The 21,849-nt window shown below is 37.9% G+C and carries 21 protein-coding genes and 3 tRNA genes; 10 read left to right on the forward strand and 14 right to left on the reverse strand.

Features of this window, described 5'->3' with window-relative positions:
* Nucleotides 1–115 precede the first annotated feature (115 nt).
* On the reverse strand, nucleotides 116–619 hold the full coding sequence (locus QPX86_RS10725) for a VC2046/SO_2500 family protein (protein ID WP_220754609.1): 504 nt from the start codon (nucleotides 617–619) through the stop codon (nucleotides 116–118).
* Between the two features lie 124 nt (nucleotides 620–743).
* Here QPX86_RS10725 and QPX86_RS10730 point away from each other — a divergent pair.
* The 4 genes from QPX86_RS10730 to QPX86_RS10745 all read left to right on the forward strand — a co-directional run bounded on the left by QPX86_RS10730 (nucleotide 744) and on the right by QPX86_RS10745 (nucleotide 2,477).
* Nucleotides 744–828: transfer RNA gene (locus QPX86_RS10730), tRNA-Tyr, on the forward strand.
* A gap of 30 nt (nucleotides 829–858) precedes the next feature.
* Nucleotides 859–943, forward strand: a tRNA-Tyr gene (locus QPX86_RS10735).
* 74 nt (nucleotides 944–1,017) lie between these two features.
* Nucleotides 1,018–1,102, forward strand: a tRNA-Tyr gene (locus tag QPX86_RS10740).
* A 313-nt stretch (nucleotides 1,103–1,415) separates the two neighbouring features.
* A complete protein-coding gene (locus QPX86_RS10745; protein ID WP_285162621.1) occupies nucleotides 1,416–2,477 on the forward strand; it encodes a PLP-dependent cysteine synthase family protein in 1,062 nt (353 codons plus the stop codon).
* 85 nt (nucleotides 2,478–2,562) lie between these two features.
* Here QPX86_RS10745 and queE read toward each other — a convergent pair whose 3' ends face one another.
* Nucleotides 2,563–3,231: a 7-carboxy-7-deazaguanine synthase QueE gene (queE, locus tag QPX86_RS10750; protein WP_285162622.1), complete on the reverse strand. Its 669-nt coding sequence runs from the start codon at nucleotides 3,229–3,231 to the stop codon at nucleotides 2,563–2,565.
* A 248-nt stretch (nucleotides 3,232–3,479) separates the two neighbouring features.
* On the opposite strand from queE, the gene queC reads away from it, so the two are divergent.
* Entirely contained in the window at nucleotides 3,480–4,184 is a 705-nt protein-coding gene (gene queC, locus QPX86_RS10755; RefSeq protein WP_374758509.1) for a 7-cyano-7-deazaguanine synthase QueC, read from the forward strand.
* Between the two features lie 53 nt (nucleotides 4,185–4,237).
* Nucleotides 4,238–4,873 carry a rhombosortase gene (gene rrtA, locus QPX86_RS10760; protein WP_285162623.1) on the forward strand — a complete coding sequence of 212 codons (636 nt, stop codon included), beginning with the start codon at nucleotides 4,238–4,240 and terminating at the stop codon, nucleotides 4,871–4,873.
* A 62-nt stretch (nucleotides 4,874–4,935) separates the two neighbouring features.
* On the opposite strand, the gene QPX86_RS10765 is transcribed toward rrtA, so the two are convergent.
* From QPX86_RS10765 to QPX86_RS10790, 6 genes are all read right to left on the reverse strand, one after another.
* On the reverse strand, nucleotides 4,936–6,291 hold the full coding sequence (locus tag QPX86_RS10765) for a hypothetical protein (protein WP_285162624.1): 1,356 nt from the start codon (nucleotides 6,289–6,291) through the stop codon (nucleotides 4,936–4,938).
* A 36-nt stretch (nucleotides 6,292–6,327) separates the two neighbouring features.
* Nucleotides 6,328–6,801, reverse strand: coding sequence for an SET domain-containing protein-lysine N-methyltransferase (locus tag QPX86_RS10770; RefSeq protein ID WP_285162625.1), 474 nt, complete (start codon nucleotides 6,799–6,801; stop codon nucleotides 6,328–6,330).
* A 235-nt stretch (nucleotides 6,802–7,036) separates the two neighbouring features.
* Nucleotides 7,037–7,516, reverse strand: coding sequence for a GNAT family N-acetyltransferase (locus QPX86_RS10775; protein WP_285162627.1), 480 nt, complete (start codon nucleotides 7,514–7,516; stop codon nucleotides 7,037–7,039).
* A gap of 36 nt (nucleotides 7,517–7,552) precedes the next feature.
* Nucleotides 7,553–8,176: an FMN-binding negative transcriptional regulator gene (locus tag QPX86_RS10780; RefSeq protein ID WP_285162628.1), complete on the reverse strand. Its 624-nt coding sequence runs from the start codon at nucleotides 8,174–8,176 to the stop codon at nucleotides 7,553–7,555.
* 109 nt (nucleotides 8,177–8,285) lie between these two features.
* Nucleotides 8,286–8,729: an NUDIX hydrolase gene (locus QPX86_RS10785; protein WP_285162629.1), complete on the reverse strand. Its 444-nt coding sequence runs from the start codon at nucleotides 8,727–8,729 to the stop codon at nucleotides 8,286–8,288.
* A gap of 81 nt (nucleotides 8,730–8,810) precedes the next feature.
* On the reverse strand, nucleotides 8,811–10,190 hold the full coding sequence (locus tag QPX86_RS10790) for a Na+/H+ antiporter NhaC family protein (RefSeq protein WP_220754617.1): 1,380 nt from the start codon (nucleotides 10,188–10,190) through the stop codon (nucleotides 8,811–8,813).
* A 282-nt stretch (nucleotides 10,191–10,472) separates the two neighbouring features.
* Between QPX86_RS10790 and QPX86_RS10795 the strand changes: the two genes are divergently transcribed.
* Both QPX86_RS10795 and QPX86_RS10800 read left to right on the forward strand, forming a co-directional pair.
* Nucleotides 10,473–10,946 carry an Lrp/AsnC family transcriptional regulator gene (locus tag QPX86_RS10795; RefSeq protein WP_220754618.1) on the forward strand — a complete coding sequence of 158 codons (474 nt, stop codon included), beginning with the start codon at nucleotides 10,473–10,475 and terminating at the stop codon, nucleotides 10,944–10,946.
* A gap of 252 nt (nucleotides 10,947–11,198) precedes the next feature.
* Entirely contained in the window at nucleotides 11,199–12,554 is a 1,356-nt protein-coding gene (locus QPX86_RS10800) for a sodium-dependent transporter (RefSeq protein WP_285162631.1), read from the forward strand.
* Nucleotides 12,555–12,681: 127 nt separating this feature from the next.
* On the opposite strand, the gene QPX86_RS10805 is transcribed toward QPX86_RS10800, so the two are convergent.
* Nucleotides 12,682–13,875: a cation:proton antiporter gene (locus QPX86_RS10805; RefSeq protein ID WP_285162632.1), complete on the reverse strand. Its 1,194-nt coding sequence runs from the start codon at nucleotides 13,873–13,875 to the stop codon at nucleotides 12,682–12,684.
* A gap of 271 nt (nucleotides 13,876–14,146) precedes the next feature.
* Here QPX86_RS10805 and QPX86_RS10810 point away from each other — a divergent pair, with 271 nt between their 5' ends.
* Both QPX86_RS10810 and rsgA read left to right on the forward strand, forming a co-directional pair.
* Nucleotides 14,147–14,584, forward strand: coding sequence for a GNAT family N-acetyltransferase (locus QPX86_RS10810; RefSeq protein WP_285162634.1), 438 nt, complete (start codon nucleotides 14,147–14,149; stop codon nucleotides 14,582–14,584).
* Nucleotides 14,585–14,630: 46 nt separating this feature from the next.
* Entirely contained in the window at nucleotides 14,631–15,719 is a 1,089-nt protein-coding gene (gene rsgA, locus QPX86_RS10815) for a ribosome small subunit-dependent GTPase A (protein WP_285162635.1), read from the forward strand.
* 59 nt (nucleotides 15,720–15,778) lie between these two features.
* Here rsgA and QPX86_RS10820 read toward each other — a convergent pair whose 3' ends face one another.
* From QPX86_RS10820 to QPX86_RS10840, 5 genes are all read right to left on the reverse strand, one after another.
* A complete protein-coding gene (locus QPX86_RS10820) occupies nucleotides 15,779–16,195 on the reverse strand; it encodes a GNAT family N-acetyltransferase (RefSeq protein WP_285162636.1) in 417 nt (138 codons plus the stop codon).
* Between the two features lie 232 nt (nucleotides 16,196–16,427).
* Complete coding sequence (locus QPX86_RS10825) at nucleotides 16,428–18,341, reverse strand: S9 family peptidase (RefSeq protein ID WP_285162638.1); 1,914 nt, start codon at nucleotides 18,339–18,341, stop codon at nucleotides 16,428–16,430.
* Nucleotides 18,342–18,463: 122 nt separating this feature from the next.
* A complete protein-coding gene (locus tag QPX86_RS10830) occupies nucleotides 18,464–18,865 on the reverse strand; it encodes a hypothetical protein (protein ID WP_285162639.1) in 402 nt (133 codons plus the stop codon).
* On the reverse strand, nucleotides 18,856–19,020 hold the full coding sequence (locus tag QPX86_RS10835) for a hypothetical protein (RefSeq protein WP_220754626.1): 165 nt from the start codon (nucleotides 19,018–19,020) through the stop codon (nucleotides 18,856–18,858). Before QPX86_RS10835 ends, QPX86_RS10830 begins: the two co-directional genes overlap by 10 nt.
* Nucleotides 19,021–19,828: 808 nt before the next feature.
* Nucleotides 19,829–21,820 carry an alpha-amylase gene (locus QPX86_RS10840; RefSeq protein ID WP_285162640.1) on the reverse strand — a complete coding sequence of 664 codons (1,992 nt, stop codon included), beginning with the start codon at nucleotides 21,818–21,820 and terminating at the stop codon, nucleotides 19,829–19,831.
* Nucleotides 21,821–21,849 lie beyond the last annotated feature (29 nt).

A 21,849-nucleotide genomic window follows, 5' to 3' on the forward strand; every position in this document is an offset into this window, starting at 1 on the left:
CTATAAAGCGTCAGCATAACGTAAAAACTGAAAATAATTAATTAGCTAGTTCACACAATTAGTAGAGCATGATATTCAACAATTGTGACAGCCATGTTTTTTATATTTTAAATTATCAAGCAACTGCATGAAGTTGACTTGCTAAGGTTTCACTTATTTTACGCTGAGTGGTTAATTGATCTAAAAAGTGGATTTGATTTATCTCAGTGATTTCAGGTACAGACTGCTTATGTTTAAGTTTGGTTAACTCATCACAGTTGGCCAATACTCTTTGCATGTCATCTTGATACTGACCACGGGTGACTAACGCTTCAGGTCGTAGTGCTTGAGTTAAATGAAATTGCGATGCGCCACCTCGCTGAAACTCTTCTGCATTATTAATTGCTTCTTGTTGTGATAAGTCACAAACCAATTGCTGCTCTTTAGGTAACTCAAATGTTTTGTGCAGTTTTTCATCTATATTGAGTTCTTTATCTAATTGAAATTGAGACATATCACGTGCATCAATAGAGAGCATAGATAAAAGAAGGCCAAATTCACCACGACGATCATGCTCAATCGCATCATTTAAGCGATTGCCAAGTTGTAGTTCATTGACTAAAGGAAACTCAATTTGCATATAAAAACATCATTAAATACTGCGATTGTTATTTTATCGACCACTTGAGCAAATACTTGAGAGTTATTTTCGATTTTGGCTTTACTTATATTTAATTCGTGACTATTATTCTCGCCGCAATTGAGGAGGGGTTCCCGAGTGGCCAAAGGGATCAGACTGTAAATCTGACGGCTCAGCCTTCGAAGGTTCGAATCCTTCTCCCTCCACCATTTGCACCATTGATAAATATACCGTTTCGTGGAGGGGTTCCCGAGTGGCCAAAGGGATCAGACTGTAAATCTGACGGCTCAGCCTTCGAAGGTTCGAATCCTTCTCCCTCCACCATTTATCGGAATGTTTATCATTAAAAAATATATTGTTGTGGCCAACAATATAAGCAGTAAAAAGTAAGAAAATGTGGAGGGGTTCCCGAGTGGCCAAAGGGATCAGACTGTAAATCTGACGGCTCAGCCTTCGAAGGTTCGAATCCTTCTCCCTCCACCACTTCTTATTTTTATTAATGAATTCTTCAATACAAGAAGTCATTAATGATTAACTCCGCTATATCCTTCAATCTTTAGATTTAATCTTCCCCCTATTAAGTATTGCTTATTTTATCTATCCAAATTTTCTAAATCTGTTTATCAAACAATAAATTATCTTTACATACAATTTTCACTGTTCGGTTTTAAGCAAACAATTAATTGTTACCTACTTGTAAATTAATGATTTTTTACATTAATAGAGATTTATGCCTCTTTAAGCAGCTTATAAATAAGACTATGATGATGACCTCTTTTCTAGTTAAGGTTTCATTATGTCCAAGCAATGGGTTAATCAAGCAATCGCCAAAATCGAAGCTGACTTCCAGCGAAGCGCTGACACACATTTAATTAAATTAGACCTTCCTCAGCTTGCTGGCATAGATATTTATCTAAAAGATGAAAGTACGCACCCTACAGGTAGCCTTAAACATCGTTTAGCACGCTCATTGTTTCTATATGCCTTATCTAATGGCTGGGTAAACGAAGAAACAACCATTATAGAAGCTTCATCAGGAAGCACTGCCGTTTCAGAAGCGTATTTTTCTCGTTTATTAGGACTGCCATTTATTGCAGTTATGCCCTCTTCTACTGCTAAAACCAAAATTGAGCAAATTGAGTTTTATGGCGGACAATGCCATTTTGTAGATCACAGCTCTAAAATATATGCTGAATCTCAACGTTTAGCGGACGAATTGAACGGTCACTATATGGATCAGTTTACCTTTGCTGAACGCGCAACCGATTGGCGTGGTAACAACAACATTGCTGATTCCATTTTTAATCAAATGAAAAAGGAGCCACATCCGATTCCAGCTTGGATTGTGATGAGCCCTGGTACCGGTGGCACCTCTGCGACTATAGGTCGTTATCTTAATTACCAGCAACTCCCCACTCAATTATGCGTTGTCGACCCTGATAATTCAGTGTTTTTTGATTATTTCCATCAAGGAGACTTATCAATTACTTGTGAGAATGGCAGTAAAATTGAAGGCATTGGTAGACCAAGAGTCGAGCCTTCATTTATAGCAGGTGTGGTTGATGACATGATAAAAATTCCAGATGCTGCGTCACTAGCAACAATGAATTGGCTTGCTTCTTTAATTGGCCGTAAAGTGGGGCCATCTACTGGCACAAACTTATTCGGTGTATTGCAACTTGCTTGCAAAATGAAACAACAAGGTCAGCAAGGTTCTTTAGTGACTTTGTTATGTGATTCAGGTGAACGCTATTTAGATACTTATTATAATGATAGCTGGATTGAAGAGAATATTGGTTCTACAAAACAATATGATGATTTACTGAAAAAATTCAATGATTCAGGTTGTTTGAAATAGCTTGGTAACTTTCTAATAAGTAAAAAAACCGCTATTACAGCGGTTTTTTATTGTCAGTAATTTATCAGCTATTAAAACAAATGCTTTAGTCTATATCGAGATATTTATGTGTTTGAATTGATAAACGCCAATTTCTTGCGATGCAGGTCTTCATCGCAAGTTCAGTCGCCCTTGCTTTTTGGCTGATAGGTTGCAAGCAAATAGTCTTATCATTGATATCAATTGGTTCAAGAAGCATATCAAGCTCATCAATATGTTTTTGAGTTGCAATCGGGTGCTTAATTTCATTTGCACGCACCAAGGCTTGTTCAAGAACGGCATAGCCCCCCTTCATATTAACTTTAGGTGAAACTGTCACCCAAACATCTTCGTGGCAAATCACTTCAAACGTTCCACTTGTTTCAATCTGAATGTCATATCCGGCAGCGATAAAGTCGTTAGTCATTGCTGTAAGATCATATAAACAAGGCTCGCCACCAGTTAACACAATATGTTTTGCAGTGAATCCTTTTGCTTTAAAAGCAGCAATTAAGCTTAAGCCGTCATGTTCAGACCAACGACCAATTGTGCCATCCACTTGAATAACTTGTTCTTGAACAACATGGTTTTCTGCTAGTACTTCCCAAGTTTGCTTAGTATCACACCAAGAACACCCCACTGGGCAGCCTTGAAGACGAACAAAAATAGCCGGGACACCAGTAAACGTTCCTTCACCTTGAATTGTTTCGAATACTTCGTTTACAGGATAATTCATTGCCTAGCCTTATTGTCAAAATAGCACTTTATCAAAAGCATACTTGTTAAATTAATAGATTTAAATTGAAAGCGCCTCTAACCTAGCTCGCTTCAAGGGCGCATTTATAGATGATTTTCAATTCTGCTGCAAGTTTTTGCTATCAAGACCTGCAATAAGATAAAATATACTAATATTGATAATTATTTGACTCATAACTGTTTAATTTAACAACTCTGAGTGAATACATCCCTCAGCAGCCAACAGTTATGATTTTTACGGTGAAATTAATGTCCAAAGCAATTGTTGTATTTAGTGGTGGCCAAGACTCCACAACTTGTTTAATTCAAGCACTTACTCAGTATGATGAAGTCCATGCTATTACCTTCGATTACGGCCAGCGCCATCGTCAAGAAATTGAAATTGCACAATCATTAGCAAAACAATTAAATATTGCGAGTCATAAAGTCATGGATGTCAGCTTACTTAATGAACTGGCTATTTCATCCCTTACCAGAGACGCAATACCAGTATCCCATGAACTGATGGACAATGGGTTACCAAGTACTTTCGTGCCAGGCCGAAACATTTTGTTTTTAACTCTCGCGGGCATCTACGCTTACCAATTAGGTTGCGATGCTATTATCACCGGCGTTTGTGAAACAGACTTTTCTGGTTACCCAGACTGTCGAAATGAGTTCATTAAATCTATAGAGCAATCACTAGTTTTAGGTATGGATAAACCACTTAAAATTGTGACGCCATTAATGTGGCTAAACAAAGCTGAAACATGGGCTTTGGCTGATAAATACCAATCTCTTAAATTAGTCACTGAAGAGACATTAACTTGTTATAACGGCATTAAAGGAAGTGGTTGTGGTGACTGCCCAGCCTGCCATCTCAGGCAACGAGGTTTAGATGATTATCTTGATAATCAGCAAACAATAATGAATGCACTAGAATCAAAAATGTAAATACGCCCATTAACTTGCAAGATTCTTGATAACAAATTAAACGGATTTTATTTATGGCACGAAGTAGCCGAAGCAGTGCAAGTACATATTACTTTGCAATTTTGATTAGCATTGCTTCCTGTGTAATGTTTTTCATGTCGTTGACACCACTAGGTGCTAATAATATCGACAATATTTTAAGTTATCGCTATGTCAATATTCAGGCTGGTGAGTACTGGCGGATTATTACAGGTAACCTGCTTCATACTAATTTGTGGCATTTATTAATGAATTTAGCTGGCTTTTGGGTAATTTTGTTTCTTCATGAAACGCATTACAAATCCCAAGCCAGCCAATTCATTGCCTTATTCATCAGTTTATGTATTTTGGAAGGACTCGGGCTTTATTGGTTTTTCCCAGAACTAAAAGGTTATGTCGGCCTTAGCGGATTATTGCATGGCCTTTTCACCTTTGGCTCGCTTTTGGATATACGAAAAGGCTACTTTTCTGGTTACCTTCTTTTGCTCGGAGTGTTTGTTAAAGTTGGTTACGAGATGTATTTTGGCGCTAGTGAAAGTGTTAGTGCCATCATCAATGCCAGAGTAGCCACAGAATCCCACTTTATTGGGGTTATCAGTGGATTGCTTTGTGGTCTTGTCTGGATACCTTTGATTAGGTTTATCAAACAGCAGAACAGATCAGCTAAATAGCATGACAATAGTTGTCCTACATATCGTCAATTAAAAAAGGGAGCATTGGCTCCCTTTAAATATTAGTCCTTTTTAACGTAAGCTAGCATCATCAACAACGCCAGCACACCAATCAGACCAATCGGTAACCAAGTGTTAATTTGCAGTACGGTATCCACGCTTGAGCCTGTATGGATGCCCGTTGAATTGATAAATCGTTCTATTTTATTCAGGCCTAAATAGTCACTCCAAATACTGATTAAACCAAGTATCTGAATACAAGAGATAATAAATAAAATCTGATTTTGACGACGATTAGCTTGCTCAGCTTTTCTTGCATAAGCTCGCTCAAGGTAATCTTTAAAAAAACTAACGTAAGTTTTAGCATGCTCAAGGCTGCTTTCAACATTCCACTTACTTTCTATTTTTTGATAAACATCTTCATTGTCAGACTCGATAGCCAGCTTAAAGTTTTCATTATTCATCCGTAACAATTCAATTTTATTAATATATTCATCAATAACATTACGTTTTGAATTGAGTGTTTTCTTAGAATCATTAGCCAGAATATGACTATTTAACTTATCTAAAACACGGCTATAAAAACTGACATAGTACCAAGTCGATTGAATATGATGTTGAATAGGCGCAAAACGATAATATCGACCAATATCTTTAGTGATGATTGTGTGAAATCGACTAAAGAAAGCATAATGAACACAGTCATTATCAATAATGGTGGTGTTATTACCCTTTACTCTTTCAGCTATTGCATTGCATTTTAAGAACTGCTGTTTAACCGCTTTTTTCTGTGGGCTTTCATCCACAAAAAAAGTGAGATTTCCAGAGTTATTACCAATATAAGCAAGCGGACGTGCGCTTCCACGTAAAGAAATATGGCTGATGCTTTGAATTTTTTTACACACAGCTAAACGCACTGCATTGCCCCACTCGCTTAACTGCGAGTCATCATGCTCTTTGACTAAAAGGTTTCTTAATGTGTTGTAAAAATCTACACCGCCTTCAACTAAATCAGTCGCTAAAATTTCCTCAATTTTTTCATCTGGTATAGCTAAATGCAGTTCTACAACTAGTACAAAATTAAAAAAACGCTGGTCGAAAACCAATTCATATGTGGTATTTTCTAAATCAACATATTCACTTATGTCATGTTGACCATTCACTAAAAATCTTTGTTGTGTTAAATCATTTTTAAGTAATTCATTGGAAATTTTAGTGTCTTGAGCACCGTAGATACTTTTATAGTTTGATAAATCTCGGTGTAATTTATTGAATTGTTGTAACCACTCAATTTTGAAGTCGTTTTTATCAAAAGTACCAATTAATCGGCCTATACGACTCTTTTTACTGATGAGCTGTTCATACTGCTCTGCATCAACCTCAATAGGCTGAACGCACATAACACGTAATTTAGGCATATCTTGTTCTTATTATTGTAGTGATTGACTGTAAGATTATAAAAATTGTTTCTCAGGATTCGTTAGGTAATCATCCGATAATTGTTCTTTTCGATAATCAATCGTTAACTCATCACCGATAGCAATATCACTAAGTGTCACTAACCTCATAGGGTGATATCTAATCTCAGTATTCGGCGTTCTAGAATGGTTAATATAACTGTATTTGGTTCTAAAATTTCTTACCAAAAGCGTTTTATTGTTAAGGTAATTACATTCCATAAAAATATAATTTTTATAAGGTTCAATTTGTTGAGCCATCAAGTTTTCTATTTTTTCATAATCCTCAATCGATACAACTTGACCATCAAATAGATAAAGAATTTGCTCGCTGTTCATTGTGCCAGTGGCAAACAAACCAAAACCATGAAGATCACTTTGTTGAATATCCGTTTTCGCTATCGTGTTTAATGTTGCTGCTTTTACGAAATCTAAATCTTGAGTTTTATCTACCAATTGAGAAGCTGACATATCGTAACCTGATAAATTATTTAACATGTTTAATAACTAGTTAGCATACTGTAACGGATCAATTGATGCTTTTAAATATCATTAGTTTAGATGCAGAAAAAACAACCAGCTTTATTGATAACTGACATTAAACTAATTTGATTATGGCTGTTGATTATTGGCTGTTGATTATTGAGAGTTAACTATTAGCAGATGGGAGATAGAGATGTGTTGGTAGCTCTAGCAGTTATAAGAATTAGCCTTTGGTAATGGAATAAATATTAGGCTGCCAAATCTGCATTAGAATTTCTGGATTATCAATAGGTAAAAAACCAAATTGAGCATACAAACCATGTGCATCACTGGTTGCTAGCATCATTCTTCTCAAGCCGGTAGTTTCAGGATGACTGACAATAGTCTCAATTAACCATTTACTTAATCCTTTACCTCTATGCTCATCCACAACAAATACGTCCGCCAAGTAAGCAAATGTCGCCTTATCTGTAATGAGTCTGGCAAATCCTACCTGTTGATTATCTTGTGCTAGCACACTAAAACATAACGAGTTTTTAATTGCTTTTTGCAACACGTTAAGCGGAATGTTTTTTGCCCAATAGGAAGATGCAATAAAATGATGAACAACCTTGATATCAATACACGTTTTGTCAGTGGTAATATTGTAGCCATCTATGGCATTCACATTGTCAGTTTGAAGGTTATTAGTACTTTTCATCATTTCATTACCATTGTATTCCAAAATGTGTCAGTTATTTTATCTATGTCGTTTGGTATAAGCTAACAAGGCTTTATCATCAAATCGTTGAGAAAGTGATAATCCTGTAATAACACCTTGTTGATCGGCATCAGATCTGTGTTGCCCAAGTTTGAGCTTTCCCTCTATTTCAGTGATGGTAATTTTAAAGCCAATAATCGCTTTCGATAACTTATCTTTGTAATCTTCCGGGATAAAACCTTGTTGCTCTGCATCTGAAGCATCTAACGGTGTTAATAAGTTTGATTCGTAAGTTTTGACAGTATCAGTCAATATTTGCAAAGTAGTCTCTTCATCAGTCAGGGTCACTTCACCTTTAATATGAACAGCTGCATAGTTCCAAGTCGGCACCGCAGGATAAGAGTCATACCATGTAGGTGATATATAACCATGTGGGCCTGAAAACACCACCAGTAACGTTTGCATATCCATTGACTTCCAATGGTTATTGGCTTTAGCAAGGTGACCATATAAGGTGCCAAACTCGCCTTCTTCACGTTTTAACAGTAATGGCAAATGAGATGCTGTTAAATCTGCGGTTGTTACCACGGCAAAACTAAATTCATCGATAAAGTCGTGCATCTGTTCAACTGATTGAATCGCCAACTTTTTGGGTATATACATTGTGCTTCCTGCTTATGTTTATTGGTTCGACAAAGACGATTTATATTGGATTCCATTCTCTTTGGGCTTTGCTTCAAATTGCTTTTGTCAAAATCTGTGCTTATCAAGCTTAAATGTCGCTAATAGTCTCAAGATAAACCCTCAACCGTTGCTGTAAAGGCAATATCGCTTCCTCACATTGCAGATACTCAGCAATTGGCATCAGTCGCCAATATTGTCCTTCGTCGCCAAATTGAATTGACTCAATTTCTTGTTTATTAGCTTCAGCTACGTAGAAATATGACATACCATCTGCTGTCTGATTAGCTCCACCTTGTTTATATATCAATCTATCTTGCGTCAGCGCAATTGAGAATTCTTCATCCAGCTCTCTTAGTACACATTGCTCAGGACTTTCATTTCCTTCTCGCCCGCCACCAGGAAAGTCCCACAGGTTTGGAAATGGGATTGATGAGATATTGTCTCTGCGATACACCACTAATTGGTCATGAAACAACAATGCCAATTTACAGCCAGTAAACAATGGTGAGCTCGGATTCTGCAGAACTGTCATCCTTGTTATCCTCTAAACAAAAAACCAGTGAAAAGCACTGGTTTTATTTATATTTCATTGATATATGTTAACTCAACATTATCACGCAATAACAATGAATCCTATGAAGGTTATTACTGCTGCGATTAGTGTATAAGGTAACTGTGTTACGGCATGACTTACTAAGTTACATCCAGCACCTTGAGCAGCAAGCACAGTAGAATCACTGTAAAAACAAGCCTGGCTACCAAATGATGACGCAGAGAGCAGCGCACCGATAACTAAAGGAATGTCAGCATTAACAGCTTGAGCCAATGGCATCACAATTGGAATCGACACAGCGAATATGCCCCAACTTGAACCGGTTGCAAAAGCAAGTAGCGCCATGGCGACAAAGACTACAGCAGGTAAAAGAGAAGCAGTCATATAAGGGCTTAAGCTTTCGATCACAAATTGCGGTAGCAGCAGTTGATCGCAAACATCTTTAAAAATAAATGCAGCAATAACAGTGCCGATTGCAGGTAGCATACTTTTAAAACCATCGATCATTTGCTCCATCATTTCTGCGAAAGGCATTAATTTTTGTACGGCATAATAAGGAATCGTAACCACCATTGTAGCCAATAAGCCGAGCCATACATCAATATCAAAGTAAACGGTAAACCCCACTAACATGACGATAGGCACTAAAAAGTTGTGCAGCTTACCTTGATGGTCTGCAGTCTTAAATTCATCTTCGATCGCTTTCACAGCGTAATCATTACTAGTTTGAATGTCAGTAGATTCGTCAACGGGTATTCCAATCCCTTGCTTCGCTTTTAACTCAGCCTTTTTCATAGGTCCAAATAGAGGAATAACTCCCATCACCACTAACGGCACCATAATTACAGCAACCCAAGCGTATAGCATGTACGGTATTGCTGACATATAAACCGAAATAGCTTCGCCCGTACCTGCGATACCGTTATCCACTAGCAAGCCTCCAAAGAACACAGCCCAAGTAGATAAAGGGACAAGTACACAAATAGGTGCTGCAGTTGAATCAACAACGTATGCCAGCATTTCACGGGAAATACGAAACTTATCAGTGACACGTTTCATCGTTTCACCAACGGTTAATGCATTCAGGTAATCGTCGATAAATATCGCGACACCCAATACATAGGTCATCATCAAAGATGACTTAGGTCCTTTAGCGATTTTTAAAGCATTTTTACCAAAAGCAAAAGCGCCACCAGTTCTCACCAGTAGAGCAATCAAAGCGCCAAAAGTACCACACACTAAAATAAGCCAACCAATGGTTTCGTCAGCCATCACTTTTAATGAAATTTCTGAAAAGTTATTCAATGCTTCAGTAGGATCGAGCATTAATAAACCCACAACAGCACCTATCACCAAAGCGAGGATAGGTCTTCTTAATAATATTGCTAATATCAAAACAACCACAGGCGGGATCAAGCTGATCGCAGATGGTTCTGTCATGACGTCTTTCCTTGTTTAAAATAGAGTATGAAAATGGATGTGCAAAATAATGTCGTTATGTCATTGAGTCAACATAAATTAAACATGAACAAGAAATAAAATAAAAATTTTTGACAGATAAATCAACTTTGAATATTTCAAGATGAATCATTTAAAGAATAATCAGTCTCATTAAGCGCAAACATTAGAAACCTGTTAGTTTGGTTACTTTTCAAAACAACAAGATTATAATCCATTCATTGGAAGCAATAGCTCATTGCAAGCAACACTAAAAGGTCTCGCATGAACGAACTGACACTAGATAAAATCGATTTTGCGATTCTTACACACTTACAAGAACACGGCCGATTATCAAATCAAGAACTGGCTTTAAAAGTTGGATTATCCCCTTCACCTTGTTCTCGTCGGGTTAAAGCTTTAGAAGATGCCGGGTATATTGCAGGTTATTCAACTTTACTCAACCCTGAGCACTTTAATTTAGCATTAACTGTTTATATCCAGGTTCGCTTAGAAAAGCATACCAGTGTAATTTTAGAAGCATTTGAGGCCGATATTACGCGCTATGAGGAAGTGCAAGAATGCAGTTTAATCACAGGCAGTGAGGCTGATTATCATCTTAAAGTGCTGGTTAAAGATATGCAGGATTACAAGCTATTCTTACTCGACAAACTGACAACTAACTCGCATATCGCTGGGGTTCACTCAAGTTTTGTACTTAAGAAAGTCAAAAGTAGCACTGCGATACCACTAGGTTAAATGTGCACTTGATCAAACTTTACTATTCAAGGTTTTAAAATATAAGATTGCGCAAACCGTTCACATGGTTACTCTTAGCAGTTTAAATCTCAATTAAAACCCTATTTTTGAGATTTAATTTCACTATAAACCAATATAACCATGAGTTATCCCACTAAAAAAGCCTAACCCGCAATTAATCATTATTGACGAAAGTTCTCAAATCACTATTATTCGCGCTCTTTTACATTTCTAACTCATCAGAGAGTCATAATGAGCGCACAAGCAGACGGACATTTCAGTTCACGTATCGGATTCATCATGGCGGCAGCGGGTTCTGCTGTCGGTGTCGGCAACATTTGGGGATTCCCTACGCAAGCGGCTACTCACGGTGGCGGCGCATTTTTATTAGTGTATGTGCTGCTGATTGTATTATTAGGCTACCCAATGTTGATGGCTGAGCTTATGGTCGGTCGCCATGGACAAACCAACCCTGCTGATGCTATGGCAAGACTTGGACATTCAGCTAAAACAAAAAATATCGGTAAAGTTATAGGATTTATTTCAATTATTACCGCGACGTTAATCTGTACCTTCTACAGCATTTTATCGGGTTGGTTTATTAGTTTTGCTATAGCACCAGTTGCACAAATAGCAAACAAGCCTGAAATCGCCAATTGGTTAACTGACTTCTCTGTTTCTCGTAATTTTGTCTTTACCCTAGTGTTTATTGCCTTAGTGATCCTAGTCATCAGACAAGGAGTACAACAAGGCATCGAGCGTTGGTCAAAACGTTTAATGCCCATGTTATTACTTATGCTAGTTGGCGGCGCGTTCTACATATTAAGTCAGCCAGGTGCGATTGAAGGTTTAAAAGTGTTATTGGTGCCAGATTTTTCAATGGTATTTCATACCGATGTTTTAGTCGGCGCATTGGGCCAAACCTTCTTTTCTTTATCCGTTGGTACCGGTGCCATGATGGTGTATGGCGCTTACTTACATAAGCAAGAAAGCTTAAGCAAATTAACGGCATTCGTAACACTTACAGATACTATGGTGGCTTTTCTAGCAGCGTTAATGATCATTCCTGCAATGTACGTAGCACAACATAATGGAGTGCAGATATTTGCAGAAGATGGCAGTTTGCTTAATTCAGACACTTTAGTTTTCAGTGTTTTACCGGCATTATTCGACTCGATTGGCGGTGTTAGTCAATATATTTTAGCTATTGTGTTTTTTGTATTAATGACGATTGCAGGACTGACATCTGCGATGTCGATTGTCGAAGTTCCGACCAGCTATATCGTTGAAAAAACATCAGTGACTCGCAGTAAAGCAACCCTTATGGTTGGCGCTGTGATTGCGGTAATTGCTTCAGTAATAGTATTTAACTTCAGCAGTTTATTTGGCTTAATTATTACTCTAACGACAGAGCGTGCACAACCTTTAATCGCCTTAGGCATTGCTATCTTTATGGGCTGGGTATGGCATAGAAATGAATTACTTGCAGAAATTGCACAACAAGATGGGGTTAATCAAAATAGCTTATTCTGGCGTATTTGGCCTGTGTACGTGAAGTTTGTCTGTCCGTTCTTGATTGTTGTAATTATCATGCAGGTTTTTAGCTAAGCTAAAAAAGTACGTTTAGTTATAAGTATTAGCTAAATAACTTGAATTTAACCTGTAATAGTCACATTAGTGACTATTACAGGTTCATCGACTTGTTTTGGTTATTTAAAGCTTTTACTTAATAGCCTTATTTAACTCTTGTGCTGATCCATTTAGACATGGGCTTTGCTGAAACGCCATGGACAATTAAACTAATAAATACAGTACAAATCACCGTCATCGCCATAAAGTCGCCACCAGGTAAATCTCGTTCAAGCATAATGATGACAAAAACAATTGATGCTAATCCACGTGGGCCAAACCAACCAAGAAATATCCGAGTTGGAATATTCTCCCCCTTCCTGCCTAATGCTAAAAATATCGGCAACATTCGTACTAAGGTCAAACTCAGTAATGCGTATATCAACATCGTCCATGTAAAGGATTCAAAAGCAGAACCAATAACAATAGCGCCAAATAACATCCAAGTAAGTAGCGCTAAGATTTCACCTATACCTTCAGTAGGCAAAATCATTTTGTGCTTAACGTCTTTCATCAAGTGTCCAAAAAGCAAGCCACCTGAAAATGCTGCAATGTATCCACTTCCATGGAGTTCTTGTGAAATAGCAAAACAGCACAAAGCTAAACTGAGTACTATATTTTGACTCCAAATATCGGTAATCCAGTTTTTTTGATAGCTATATTTTATTAATTTAGCCGCAATAAAACTGGCTGACAGACCAACCATTAAGCCAATGCCTAATTCTTCAAGTAAATAGGTAAATGCAATATGTGACACTTGCCCTTCTGCAACACTACCTGCTGCTAGTGCCAAAAAGACAAACAAAATCGGCACACAAATACCGTCATTTAATCCACTTTCAATGTTTAAACCTTCACGTAATTTCGATGGCACAATTGGACTTGAAACCACAGCCTTACCCAGAGCAGCATCGGTAGCAGCGAGCATGGTTGCTAAGGCTGCTATCTCATAAACGGTTAAATTAGGAAACAGGAGATAACCCACCAAGACCCCCAAAGCGATAGCGCCTGGTAAACCATACAAGAGCATACGAGTAGGAATGCTGATATATTTTTTTAAAACAGATAAATTACTGTTTGACGCATCACAAAATAACACGACTGCCAAGGTTAGATCGGCAAATACTCGCATGCCGTTATTGCCAAACTCACCACCTAGCCAGCCAAGCACAGATGGGCCCAAAATGAATCCAACAACCACAAATACCATTGGTCCTGAAATCATTGAGGTTTCTACGCGGCCTGCAATTAAACTGTAACTAAAAGCAAAAACTGCCAAAATGGCCAACTCTAAATACATTGCTCAATCTCCATATTGAGTAAATGACTCACTTGCTACCGTGATATCGAATTTATTAGGTGATATCTCATTATTTACTACGGATTTAATAAAGTATATGTATTAACAACATTAAAACTTAATACGTCATAAACCCAGACTGAATTATTTGCCCTCCCGTTCACTGACTTGTCGTTTTTATTCAATATTACTTTCTAGCTAATCCTTAAAATGAGCTCCATTAAAGCAACTTAATCCTATGTATGGGATTAAAAACATCAAAATTAGTAATATGAACATAAAAATCAGACAGTACCGAGATACAGATTTAGCAGAAGTCATGGCTGCTTGGGAAAGTGCTTCAAAAGTTGCTCACCCATTCATGAACAAGGATTTTTTTGAGCAAGAGCGCCATAACATCCCTAGCCTCTACTTACCTAACGCTGATACTTGGGTAGTTATTGATGAAAATAAAGTGGTGGGGTTTATCGCACTCATTGGGAATGAAATTGGCGGGCTATTTGTAGATGTTAACAGTCACCGAAAAGGGTTTGGCAGAGCATTAATGAACAAAGCCGAACAAATTCATGGAGACTTACAAGTAAAGGTCTTTAAACAGAACATAATTGGACGTAAGTTCTACCAATCATACGGTTTTGCATTTGACAGTGAGTTAACATGGCCTGCAACTGGCGATATTATTTACAAATTGAATTATCTAACCCAATAAACTAATTTTTACTCAAAAACAGGCATTAATCATTAAAGGTCAATTTATGCATTCTTCACCTCTTTCGTTAGCACAACTAGGTTGGCGACCTTATTTTCAACAACAACTTTCGTTAGAAGAGGTTGAATTATTGGTTTCGAATTCAGCGAACGAACGCCTATACCTTGGAAGAGTTATTGAGCAACATCGAAGTGGTGTTGTCGCAATAACAGAAACTGGTGTTTTCAAATTGTCACAAACGCCAATTCAAGCTTCTGAAACGGATAAACTTTGTGTCGGTGATTGGGTAATATTTAATCATGAAAATAGATTTATGCGTTTATTAGATAGGCAGTCTTTATTTGAGCGAAAAGCACCTGGAAGCAAAGTTGATACTCAGCTTATCTCATCTAACGTCGATAGCTTATTTATTGTTTGTTCTCTAAACCAAGACTTTAAATTAAATCGAATTGAACGATACCTTGCGTTAGCAAAAGAAGCCGAAGTTGAGCCTATCATTGTGCTGACCAAAGCTGATCAATGTATCGACTCAGATGATAAACGCCAACAAGTTCAGGCTCTTGATCCTTTCATGATGGTTCATGCACTAAATGCTTTAGATACAAGCGATTTAACTGAACTCAGTGGTTATTGCAAACAAGGTAAAACTATCGCACTGCTAGGCTCGTCAGGCGTGGGCAAGTCTACCTTAGTGAATGGGTTAATGGGTGTAGATACGCAGCTAACAAGTGCAATCCGTGAAGATGATAGTAAAGGACGCCATACGACAACTTCCAGAGCATTAAGATTATTACCACAAGGTGGTTTAATTCTAGACACCCCTGGTATGCGAGAACTGCAACTAAGTGCTTGTGAGCAAGGCGTAAGTGAAACCTTTAGTGAAATCACAGAACTAGCAACACAATGTCGTTTTGCTGATTGTCAGCACGGTGATGAACCGGGTTGTGCTGTTCAAAAAGCGATTCTGCAAGGAAAAATAACCGAAAGGCGTTTTATAAGTTATCAAAAACTAATGAGAGAACAAGCTTTTAATAGTGCAACTTTGGCGCAAAAGCGTGCTAAAGATAAGGCCTTTGGGAAAATGATCAATACTGTCCAGACAGAATCACGTAGCCGCAAAAAAGGCAGTTATTAACCAGCGTTTTACCCTATGGGCTGGCGAGTAAGCCAGCCTTTAACTCTCTGCATGAGTCGTTAATCATAATGTTTAAATAAGAAATATTGTTCAGGACAGCCTGGAAAACCAGGCGCGGTGCCGATGATAGTAAAGCCATTCTTTTGATAAAAGTCAGAAGCTTGGAATGCCAAAGTATCAACTTGTGCAGCACGGCAGCCTCGCTTTCTGGCTTCACTTTCAGCGAGCTCCATAAGTTTATAACCTAGCCCTTCACCTCTTAGTTTTTCATCGACCCACAATACATTAATCAAAAACTTATTATAAATTGTTCTTCCAGCTAACCCTGCAATTACATTATCTTTGTCATCTTTTATAACAACAGTCAGCGGCTTTGATGTTTCATCCCCCATATGCTCATGATTAAATGAACGCACACCTGTAATCAACTGCTCAACAATTTGCTCAGCTTCTGTATTTATCAGTTCAATCTTCACGCTTATTTCCTTCAACATTCAGTTTGTCATTGGCGCCTGCAATTTGTTAATAGAGTCGCTATTAGGCAAAAAACACATACTAAAAATAAGCACATTTAAAGTTGAATATTTTTCACTATAAAAACATATTGCTTCAGTTCACTAATGAATAAACCAACAAAAAGACCGCTAATTAAAGAGCGGCCTTTAAATTTCTTATATGAATTAAAATCAACTTACCTTTAGAAATCGATTAAAGGTATTGCTTAAGAAAAACCAAATACTTATTTGAAGCACTAATTCGATTATCCTTTTTACTGAATCCATGACCTTCATCATCAAAAATCAGATAATCAACATGAGTTCCACCAGCACGAATAGATTCAACCATTTCATCACTTTCGATTTTTAATACTCTTGGATCATTGGCCCCTTGCACTACTAGAACAGGACTTTTAACTTGATGACCAAAAAATACTGGAGAGATGTTGTGTAATCTTTCTCCATCGATTGCAGGGTCGCCTAATTCATCATATAAGCTTTTTCTGAATGCTTCCCAATATGGTGGAATGCTTTCTAGGGTTCGAACCCAGTTGGTTACACCAAAAATATTGATCCCAACTTTAAACTCATCGGTGAATGCCATTGCAGCCATTGTTAAATAGCCACCATAACTGCCACCCATAACGCCGATTTTATCAGCATCAACCCAATCTAAGCTTTGTAGGTACTTTTTGTTATATACCACATCTTGTAAATCATCTTCGCCATGGCGTTTATCATCTAAGTGAAAGAATGTTTTACCGTAACCGCTTGAACCACGATTATTGATTTTAACGATCGCGTAGCCATTATTGACCAAATGCTGAACTGTGGCAGAGTAGCCCTTACGTGATTGCCCTCCTGGCCCGCCATGTATATAGATTAACGCAGGCACTTTGGTAAACTCAGCTTGTTTAGGCTTATATAAAATAGCAGGGATCTCAACACCATCGAAGCTTTTGAATCGAATCACTTCGCCCGCCACTAAATTTTCTTCTTTAATCGCTGGATTGCCTGAGTTAGTCAGGCGCAATACTTTATCAGTGCCTAGTTTATGACTATATAAGTTAGATGGTGAGGTGTCAGAATTGATATAGAACACCATTGATGAGGAGTCTTGAGAGAAATTAACTCCACGTAGATCGCCACTAGGCAACGCAGGTAAAGACAGCGCTTTATTATTACTCACATCAGTAATGGTTAACTGTGTTTGAGCATCAGCATTGATACCGGTAATTTGATAACGGCCATCTTTAGAAAAATAGCTAAAGCTGACGTCCCAATCTGCTTTATAGTTTAACTCACTTTCACCTGTAGCAATATCATAGGTCCAAGCTTGGTTAAACTCGCCAAACTCATTGGTCGCATATAACAGCTGCTTATTATCTTTGGTAAAGGTATAGGCATAATAAGAAACATCACCAGTATGCTCTGTGATTAATCGAGGCTTAGACATCTTTAAACGTAAATCTACTAAATATAAATCGGTGTTGCTATTAGAATGATTTTTACTTAAAGCGATAAAACGTCCATTAGGACTTATGCTCTCTACAGTGAAGCCAGAATCATTTTTGTATATTAACGAACGACTATATTCAGCTGTATTATATTGATAAACATCAAAATATTTTGGGTCACGCTCATTAGTCATTACAAAAAATGACTCATCACCTTCATGCCATGACAGCATCATTGCTTTAAGACCTTCACCAGGCGTCAAATCTATTTCTGACCCATCATAGTCTTGAACAAATAAATGGTTTAGTTCATCTCCACCTTTATCAGCGCTATAAAGAAAACGATCATCTTTAGGAAACCAAGACTCAACAAAGATTGACTCTTCTGTGGAAAAAGTTAATTGAGTTGTTTTTGAACCGTCTACAGGCACCTTGTAGGCATTAAAAATACCGCTATCATCATTACTGACCAGCACAGCACTACCAGAGTGATTTATCGACGAACCAAATACACTGGTGGTTTTATAGAACTCTTCTGCGCTATAACTTTTAAAATTGCTTTGTGCGGGAGGTGAAATTTGAGGGGCTGTTTGTACTTGTTTATCTGCAGTGGAGCAACCTGTCAGCACTAGCGCAATAACTGCGCTACTCATCAGCGTCTTAAGCATAATATATCCTTATTTGCTTTAAATTGATTTTCTCAATAAATTGACAACTCAACAGCTTACTAAGAAGTTGAACACAAATTAAACTAACATTTACATGGTTTAATGGCTAATGTGTTTACTGTTTAAATTCCGTTAAATTGTAACGCTTTAATTTGCTGTATTTCATCACTGGTTAATGCTTGATACCCTCTTGGGTATGGCCAACCATAACCCCATCGATAGGTCGTAGGGAAATAAGGGCTTCCACCAAGCCTAACACCTACAAGCATAATGTTAGCAATATATCGCTCACCAACTGCATCTACACATTGTTTCAAACGTTTATCAGATTCAAGTCGCTGCTTAAACGTCCCGCCTTGCCAATAATCATAATCATGGGCGGTACAACACGCTAACCACAATTCGTTTTGAGCAAACGTACCATCAGGAAAAACACTACAACCATCTGACGTAAATGGCTTAATCTCGTTAGCATTAACACCGAATGAAATAAATAATAGCATTGAAATTAAGATTAAACGCATTGATTAGCCTTTAAATAAAAATGTGAATTGACTGTGCTATCAAATTTATTTTCAGGTACGTGATAATCAATTAATACAGCAATGACAAACATCACTAAAAAAGTCACAGTAAGTGCAGCAGTAACAATGGCAATAAAGCGAAAAAAAGTGGACATAGTCACCCTAATTTATATCAAGTGTCGATTCATTTTTATCAAGCTTGCTAGGCTTTAACAGCCTAGCGAAAGGATACTAAGCTCACCAAAATCATGAATGGGGAATGCCCTAAAAAAGAGGCTTGCGCCAAGTTTTGATAAACTCACAGTTAGAGCAATTATATAAGAATATTCACTCTCACGCTTAACATGCATTCCAGTTTAATTATCATTAAATTCTGCTATGCGTTCTATACGAAACAGCGCATCTAATTGGGATTAATACCCCCTTCCAAAGTGCTCAACCACCTGTGTTTTTTACAATTTATTATGCTAATTTTATAACACAAGAAGAGTATTAATTTTCTCACACAATCATAGAGTTACTTGGGGGGCATAAAATTAATCATACTTACAACTTTGCATATATCTTACTCATATGACATGGCTGTGACAAAGAATACACCAATATTAAAGCTAAAACTTTGTTTAAACCTTTAAACACTTTAAACCTTCTTTCCCCACATCATAGCGTCGGGTAAGAAAATATCTGGCTGATTTTTGATTGCTAACAACATGGCTTATTCGCCATCCAGTGCTGTTATGATTTTATAAGTGTCATTTGAAATGTCATTTTAAAATGCAATGGTGAAATTTAACTAGAGAATAAAGAAAATAAAGAGCGTGTTACGTTAACCTTAAAAGTAGCACGCACTAAGGTATTTAATACAAAGCCAGACTGCTGATAATATATCGCTGGCTTATCTTTTTTGTCTTAATTTTTTAGCTTAGTTATTTAGCTTAGATTTGATAGCTTCAATTAAATAGCCTAAAAATTCATAATCTCGACAGTACTCTGATTAAACTCAAATCGATTGATTTTACCGCATTGAGCAACATGATTACTTGATTGATATGGTGTATTACTCTGATTAATATCAGCTTCCCAACCTTGGCCATTTTTAACAAACGCTTTTACTTCAAAATAACCTGACACCGTTTGGCTGCAATCCATCACTATATCTAACATCCAATAATGTGCGCCCCAAGTATTTAAAGGCTCAACACCAAAACCGTCTGCAGCAACCGTTTTTTCATCGCCCCAACTCGATGGCCAAGAATTAGTTGTCCAATCTAAAGGTGTACCTTCTGCTTCCGAGCTTTGATTCGCCTCACTTCCGTACCAATCCAGATATGACTCATTCGTTTTCCAAGGCGCTGTTGTGGCATTATTAAGATTATTATGTGAAATCGCGATCGCACATTCAGTATTACTAACCTGACAATTTTTACCTAAGTTATTATTGGCATAATCATGATCAATACCACCACGGATAAACATATCCTGACCCGATTCTGTTTGCGCTTGAATAAAGATAACAGTTCGTTGTAAATCACCTTCATCAATCACTGTTGTCACTTTTGAATCTTGATGAATCGCAAATGCATCCCATGGTGCTACATTCGCAGCTATCTTCCCACTAGAATCAACAACTATGGTTTCACCGCTACAAGACTGCCCATTAGCTGCCAGTTCACCTTTTAGCACATTACAATAGGTACCCGCTGCCATATCGGTATTAAGTAATACTGTTAAATTGCCGTCTTCTTTGTTTATCGCAACGTGGCCAGAACTGCCACGACCAAAAGCAATTTGGTTATTGCCGTTATCCCACCAATGAGTAGTAGTCCAGTTATCTGCGGTGTGGTTTCTAAAATCAACCGCACCAGATATATAGCTCCAGCGATGTTCGCATTTCCACTGTTCAGCAAAACAAGCTAACTCCCCATTATTATGAACTGACATATTAGGAGCACCAGCATCTGTATCACCATGGAAATCATAGCTCGACATCACCTTAGGGTAGCCATACGGGTAAGCCAACATAAATATATTGGCTAAATCATATAGGCGTCCATCTTCGAAAGTAATCACGTTGCCGCCACCGCCATGGCCGCGTTGATTATCATGATTATCAACAAACACTACCGCAGAGCTACTTGGCATAAAGCCCCAACCTTCACCAAAATTACTTAACCATGCCAGTTTTCCATCGCGAAAAGTATCTCCAAGCTTAGTTGTGTATTTGAATTCTGTTACCAAGCCTGCACTAAGGTATTCACTTGAACTGATGACGTCTTGCCCCTGATCAATCACTTCTTGGAAAATTAAAGGTGAAGAATTTACTCGGGCCAACACGCCTTGTATATCTTCAACGGCCATATGCTTAGAGGCATCAAGTCTAAACCCCGCTACGCCCAGTGATGACAGTTCATTTAAATAACCAGCGAGTGTTTGCTGCACATATTCATTACTGGTATTAAGATCGGTTAAGCCTAACAATTCACAGTTTTGCACTTCCCAACGATTATCGTAATCATTTAACTCACAAGTTGAATGGAAGTCTTGTGGGCTGTACATCGGATAGCTTTTGTTGCCAAATGTACTTCCTGCAACACCAGTTCCAGAGCCAGCTGCCATGTGGTTGATGACGGCATCGACATAGATTTCGACCCCTACCGCTTTACACCGGTTTACCATATCAACAAATTCACCCCGATTGCCCCCGCGACTTTCAATCTGATAGCTAACAGGTTGATAACGAGTCCACCATTGGCTGCCCTGTATATGTTCGTTAGGTGGAGACACTTGCACGGCCGCATATCCTTTAGGCCCTAGATACGTTTCACATTCGGTTGCGACATCTTGCCAACTCCATTCAAATAAATGCACGAAAGTGGTTGGTTGCGACGCTGCTTGAGCGCAAGTTATTGTCCCCATCAATAAGCCTGCACTGAGTAGACTGGTTGAAAATTTCATTTTGTATTCCCCAAGGTAAAAAATTGTTG

The sequence above is a fragment of the Shewanella goraebulensis genome (assembly GCF_030252245.1).
GTDB classification, from domain to species: domain Bacteria; phylum Pseudomonadota; class Gammaproteobacteria; order Enterobacterales; family Shewanellaceae; genus Shewanella; species Shewanella goraebulensis.

What these genes read in the sequence shown, in the direction of transcription:
- QPX86_RS10725 (WP_220754609.1), bottom strand. Translation starts at nt 619, where the DNA reads ATGCAAATTGAGTTTCCTTTAGTCAATGAACTACAACTTGGCAATCGC.
- QPX86_RS10745 (WP_285162621.1), top strand. Translation starts at nt 1,416, where the DNA reads ATGTCCAAGCAATGGGTTAATCAAGCAATCGCCAAAATCGAAGCTGAC.
- queE (WP_285162622.1), bottom strand. Translation starts at nt 3,231, where the DNA reads ATGAATTATCCTGTAAACGAAGTATTCGAAACAATTCAAGGTGAAGGA.
- queC (WP_374758509.1), top strand. Translation starts at nt 3,480, where the DNA reads ATGATTTTTACGGTGAAATTAATGTCCAAAGCAATTGTTGTATTTAGT.
- rrtA (WP_285162623.1), top strand. Translation starts at nt 4,238, where the DNA reads ATGGCACGAAGTAGCCGAAGCAGTGCAAGTACATATTACTTTGCAATT.
- QPX86_RS10765 (WP_285162624.1), bottom strand. Translation starts at nt 6,291, where the DNA reads ATGCCTAAATTACGTGTTATGTGCGTTCAGCCTATTGAGGTTGATGCA.
- QPX86_RS10770 (WP_285162625.1), bottom strand. Translation starts at nt 6,801, where the DNA reads ATGTCAGCTTCTCAATTGGTAGATAAAACTCAAGATTTAGATTTCGTA.
- QPX86_RS10775 (WP_285162627.1), bottom strand. Translation starts at nt 7,516, where the DNA reads ATGATGAAAAGTACTAATAACCTTCAAACTGACAATGTGAATGCCATA.
- QPX86_RS10780 (WP_285162628.1), bottom strand. Translation starts at nt 8,176, where the DNA reads ATGTATATACCCAAAAAGTTGGCGATTCAATCAGTTGAACAGATGCAC.
- QPX86_RS10785 (WP_285162629.1), bottom strand. Translation starts at nt 8,729, where the DNA reads ATGACAGTTCTGCAGAATCCGAGCTCACCATTGTTTACTGGCTGTAAA.
- QPX86_RS10790 (WP_220754617.1), bottom strand. Translation starts at nt 10,190, where the DNA reads ATGACAGAACCATCTGCGATCAGCTTGATCCCGCCTGTGGTTGTTTTG.
- QPX86_RS10795 (WP_220754618.1), top strand. Translation starts at nt 10,473, where the DNA reads ATGAACGAACTGACACTAGATAAAATCGATTTTGCGATTCTTACACAC.
- QPX86_RS10800 (WP_285162631.1), top strand. Translation starts at nt 11,199, where the DNA reads ATGAGCGCACAAGCAGACGGACATTTCAGTTCACGTATCGGATTCATC.
- QPX86_RS10805 (WP_285162632.1), bottom strand. Translation starts at nt 13,875, where the DNA reads ATGTATTTAGAGTTGGCCATTTTGGCAGTTTTTGCTTTTAGTTACAGT.
- QPX86_RS10810 (WP_285162634.1), top strand. Translation starts at nt 14,147, where the DNA reads ATGAACATAAAAATCAGACAGTACCGAGATACAGATTTAGCAGAAGTC.
- rsgA (WP_285162635.1), top strand. Translation starts at nt 14,631, where the DNA reads ATGCATTCTTCACCTCTTTCGTTAGCACAACTAGGTTGGCGACCTTAT.
- QPX86_RS10825 (WP_285162638.1), bottom strand. Translation starts at nt 18,341, where the DNA reads ATGCTTAAGACGCTGATGAGTAGCGCAGTTATTGCGCTAGTGCTGACA.
- QPX86_RS10830 (WP_285162639.1), bottom strand. Translation starts at nt 18,865, where the DNA reads ATGCGTTTAATCTTAATTTCAATGCTATTATTTATTTCATTCGGTGTT.
- QPX86_RS10835 (WP_220754626.1), bottom strand. Translation starts at nt 19,020, where the DNA reads ATGTCCACTTTTTTTCGCTTTATTGCCATTGTTACTGCTGCACTTACT.
- QPX86_RS10840 (WP_285162640.1), bottom strand. Translation starts at nt 21,820, where the DNA reads ATGAAATTTTCAACCAGTCTACTCAGTGCAGGCTTATTGATGGGGACA.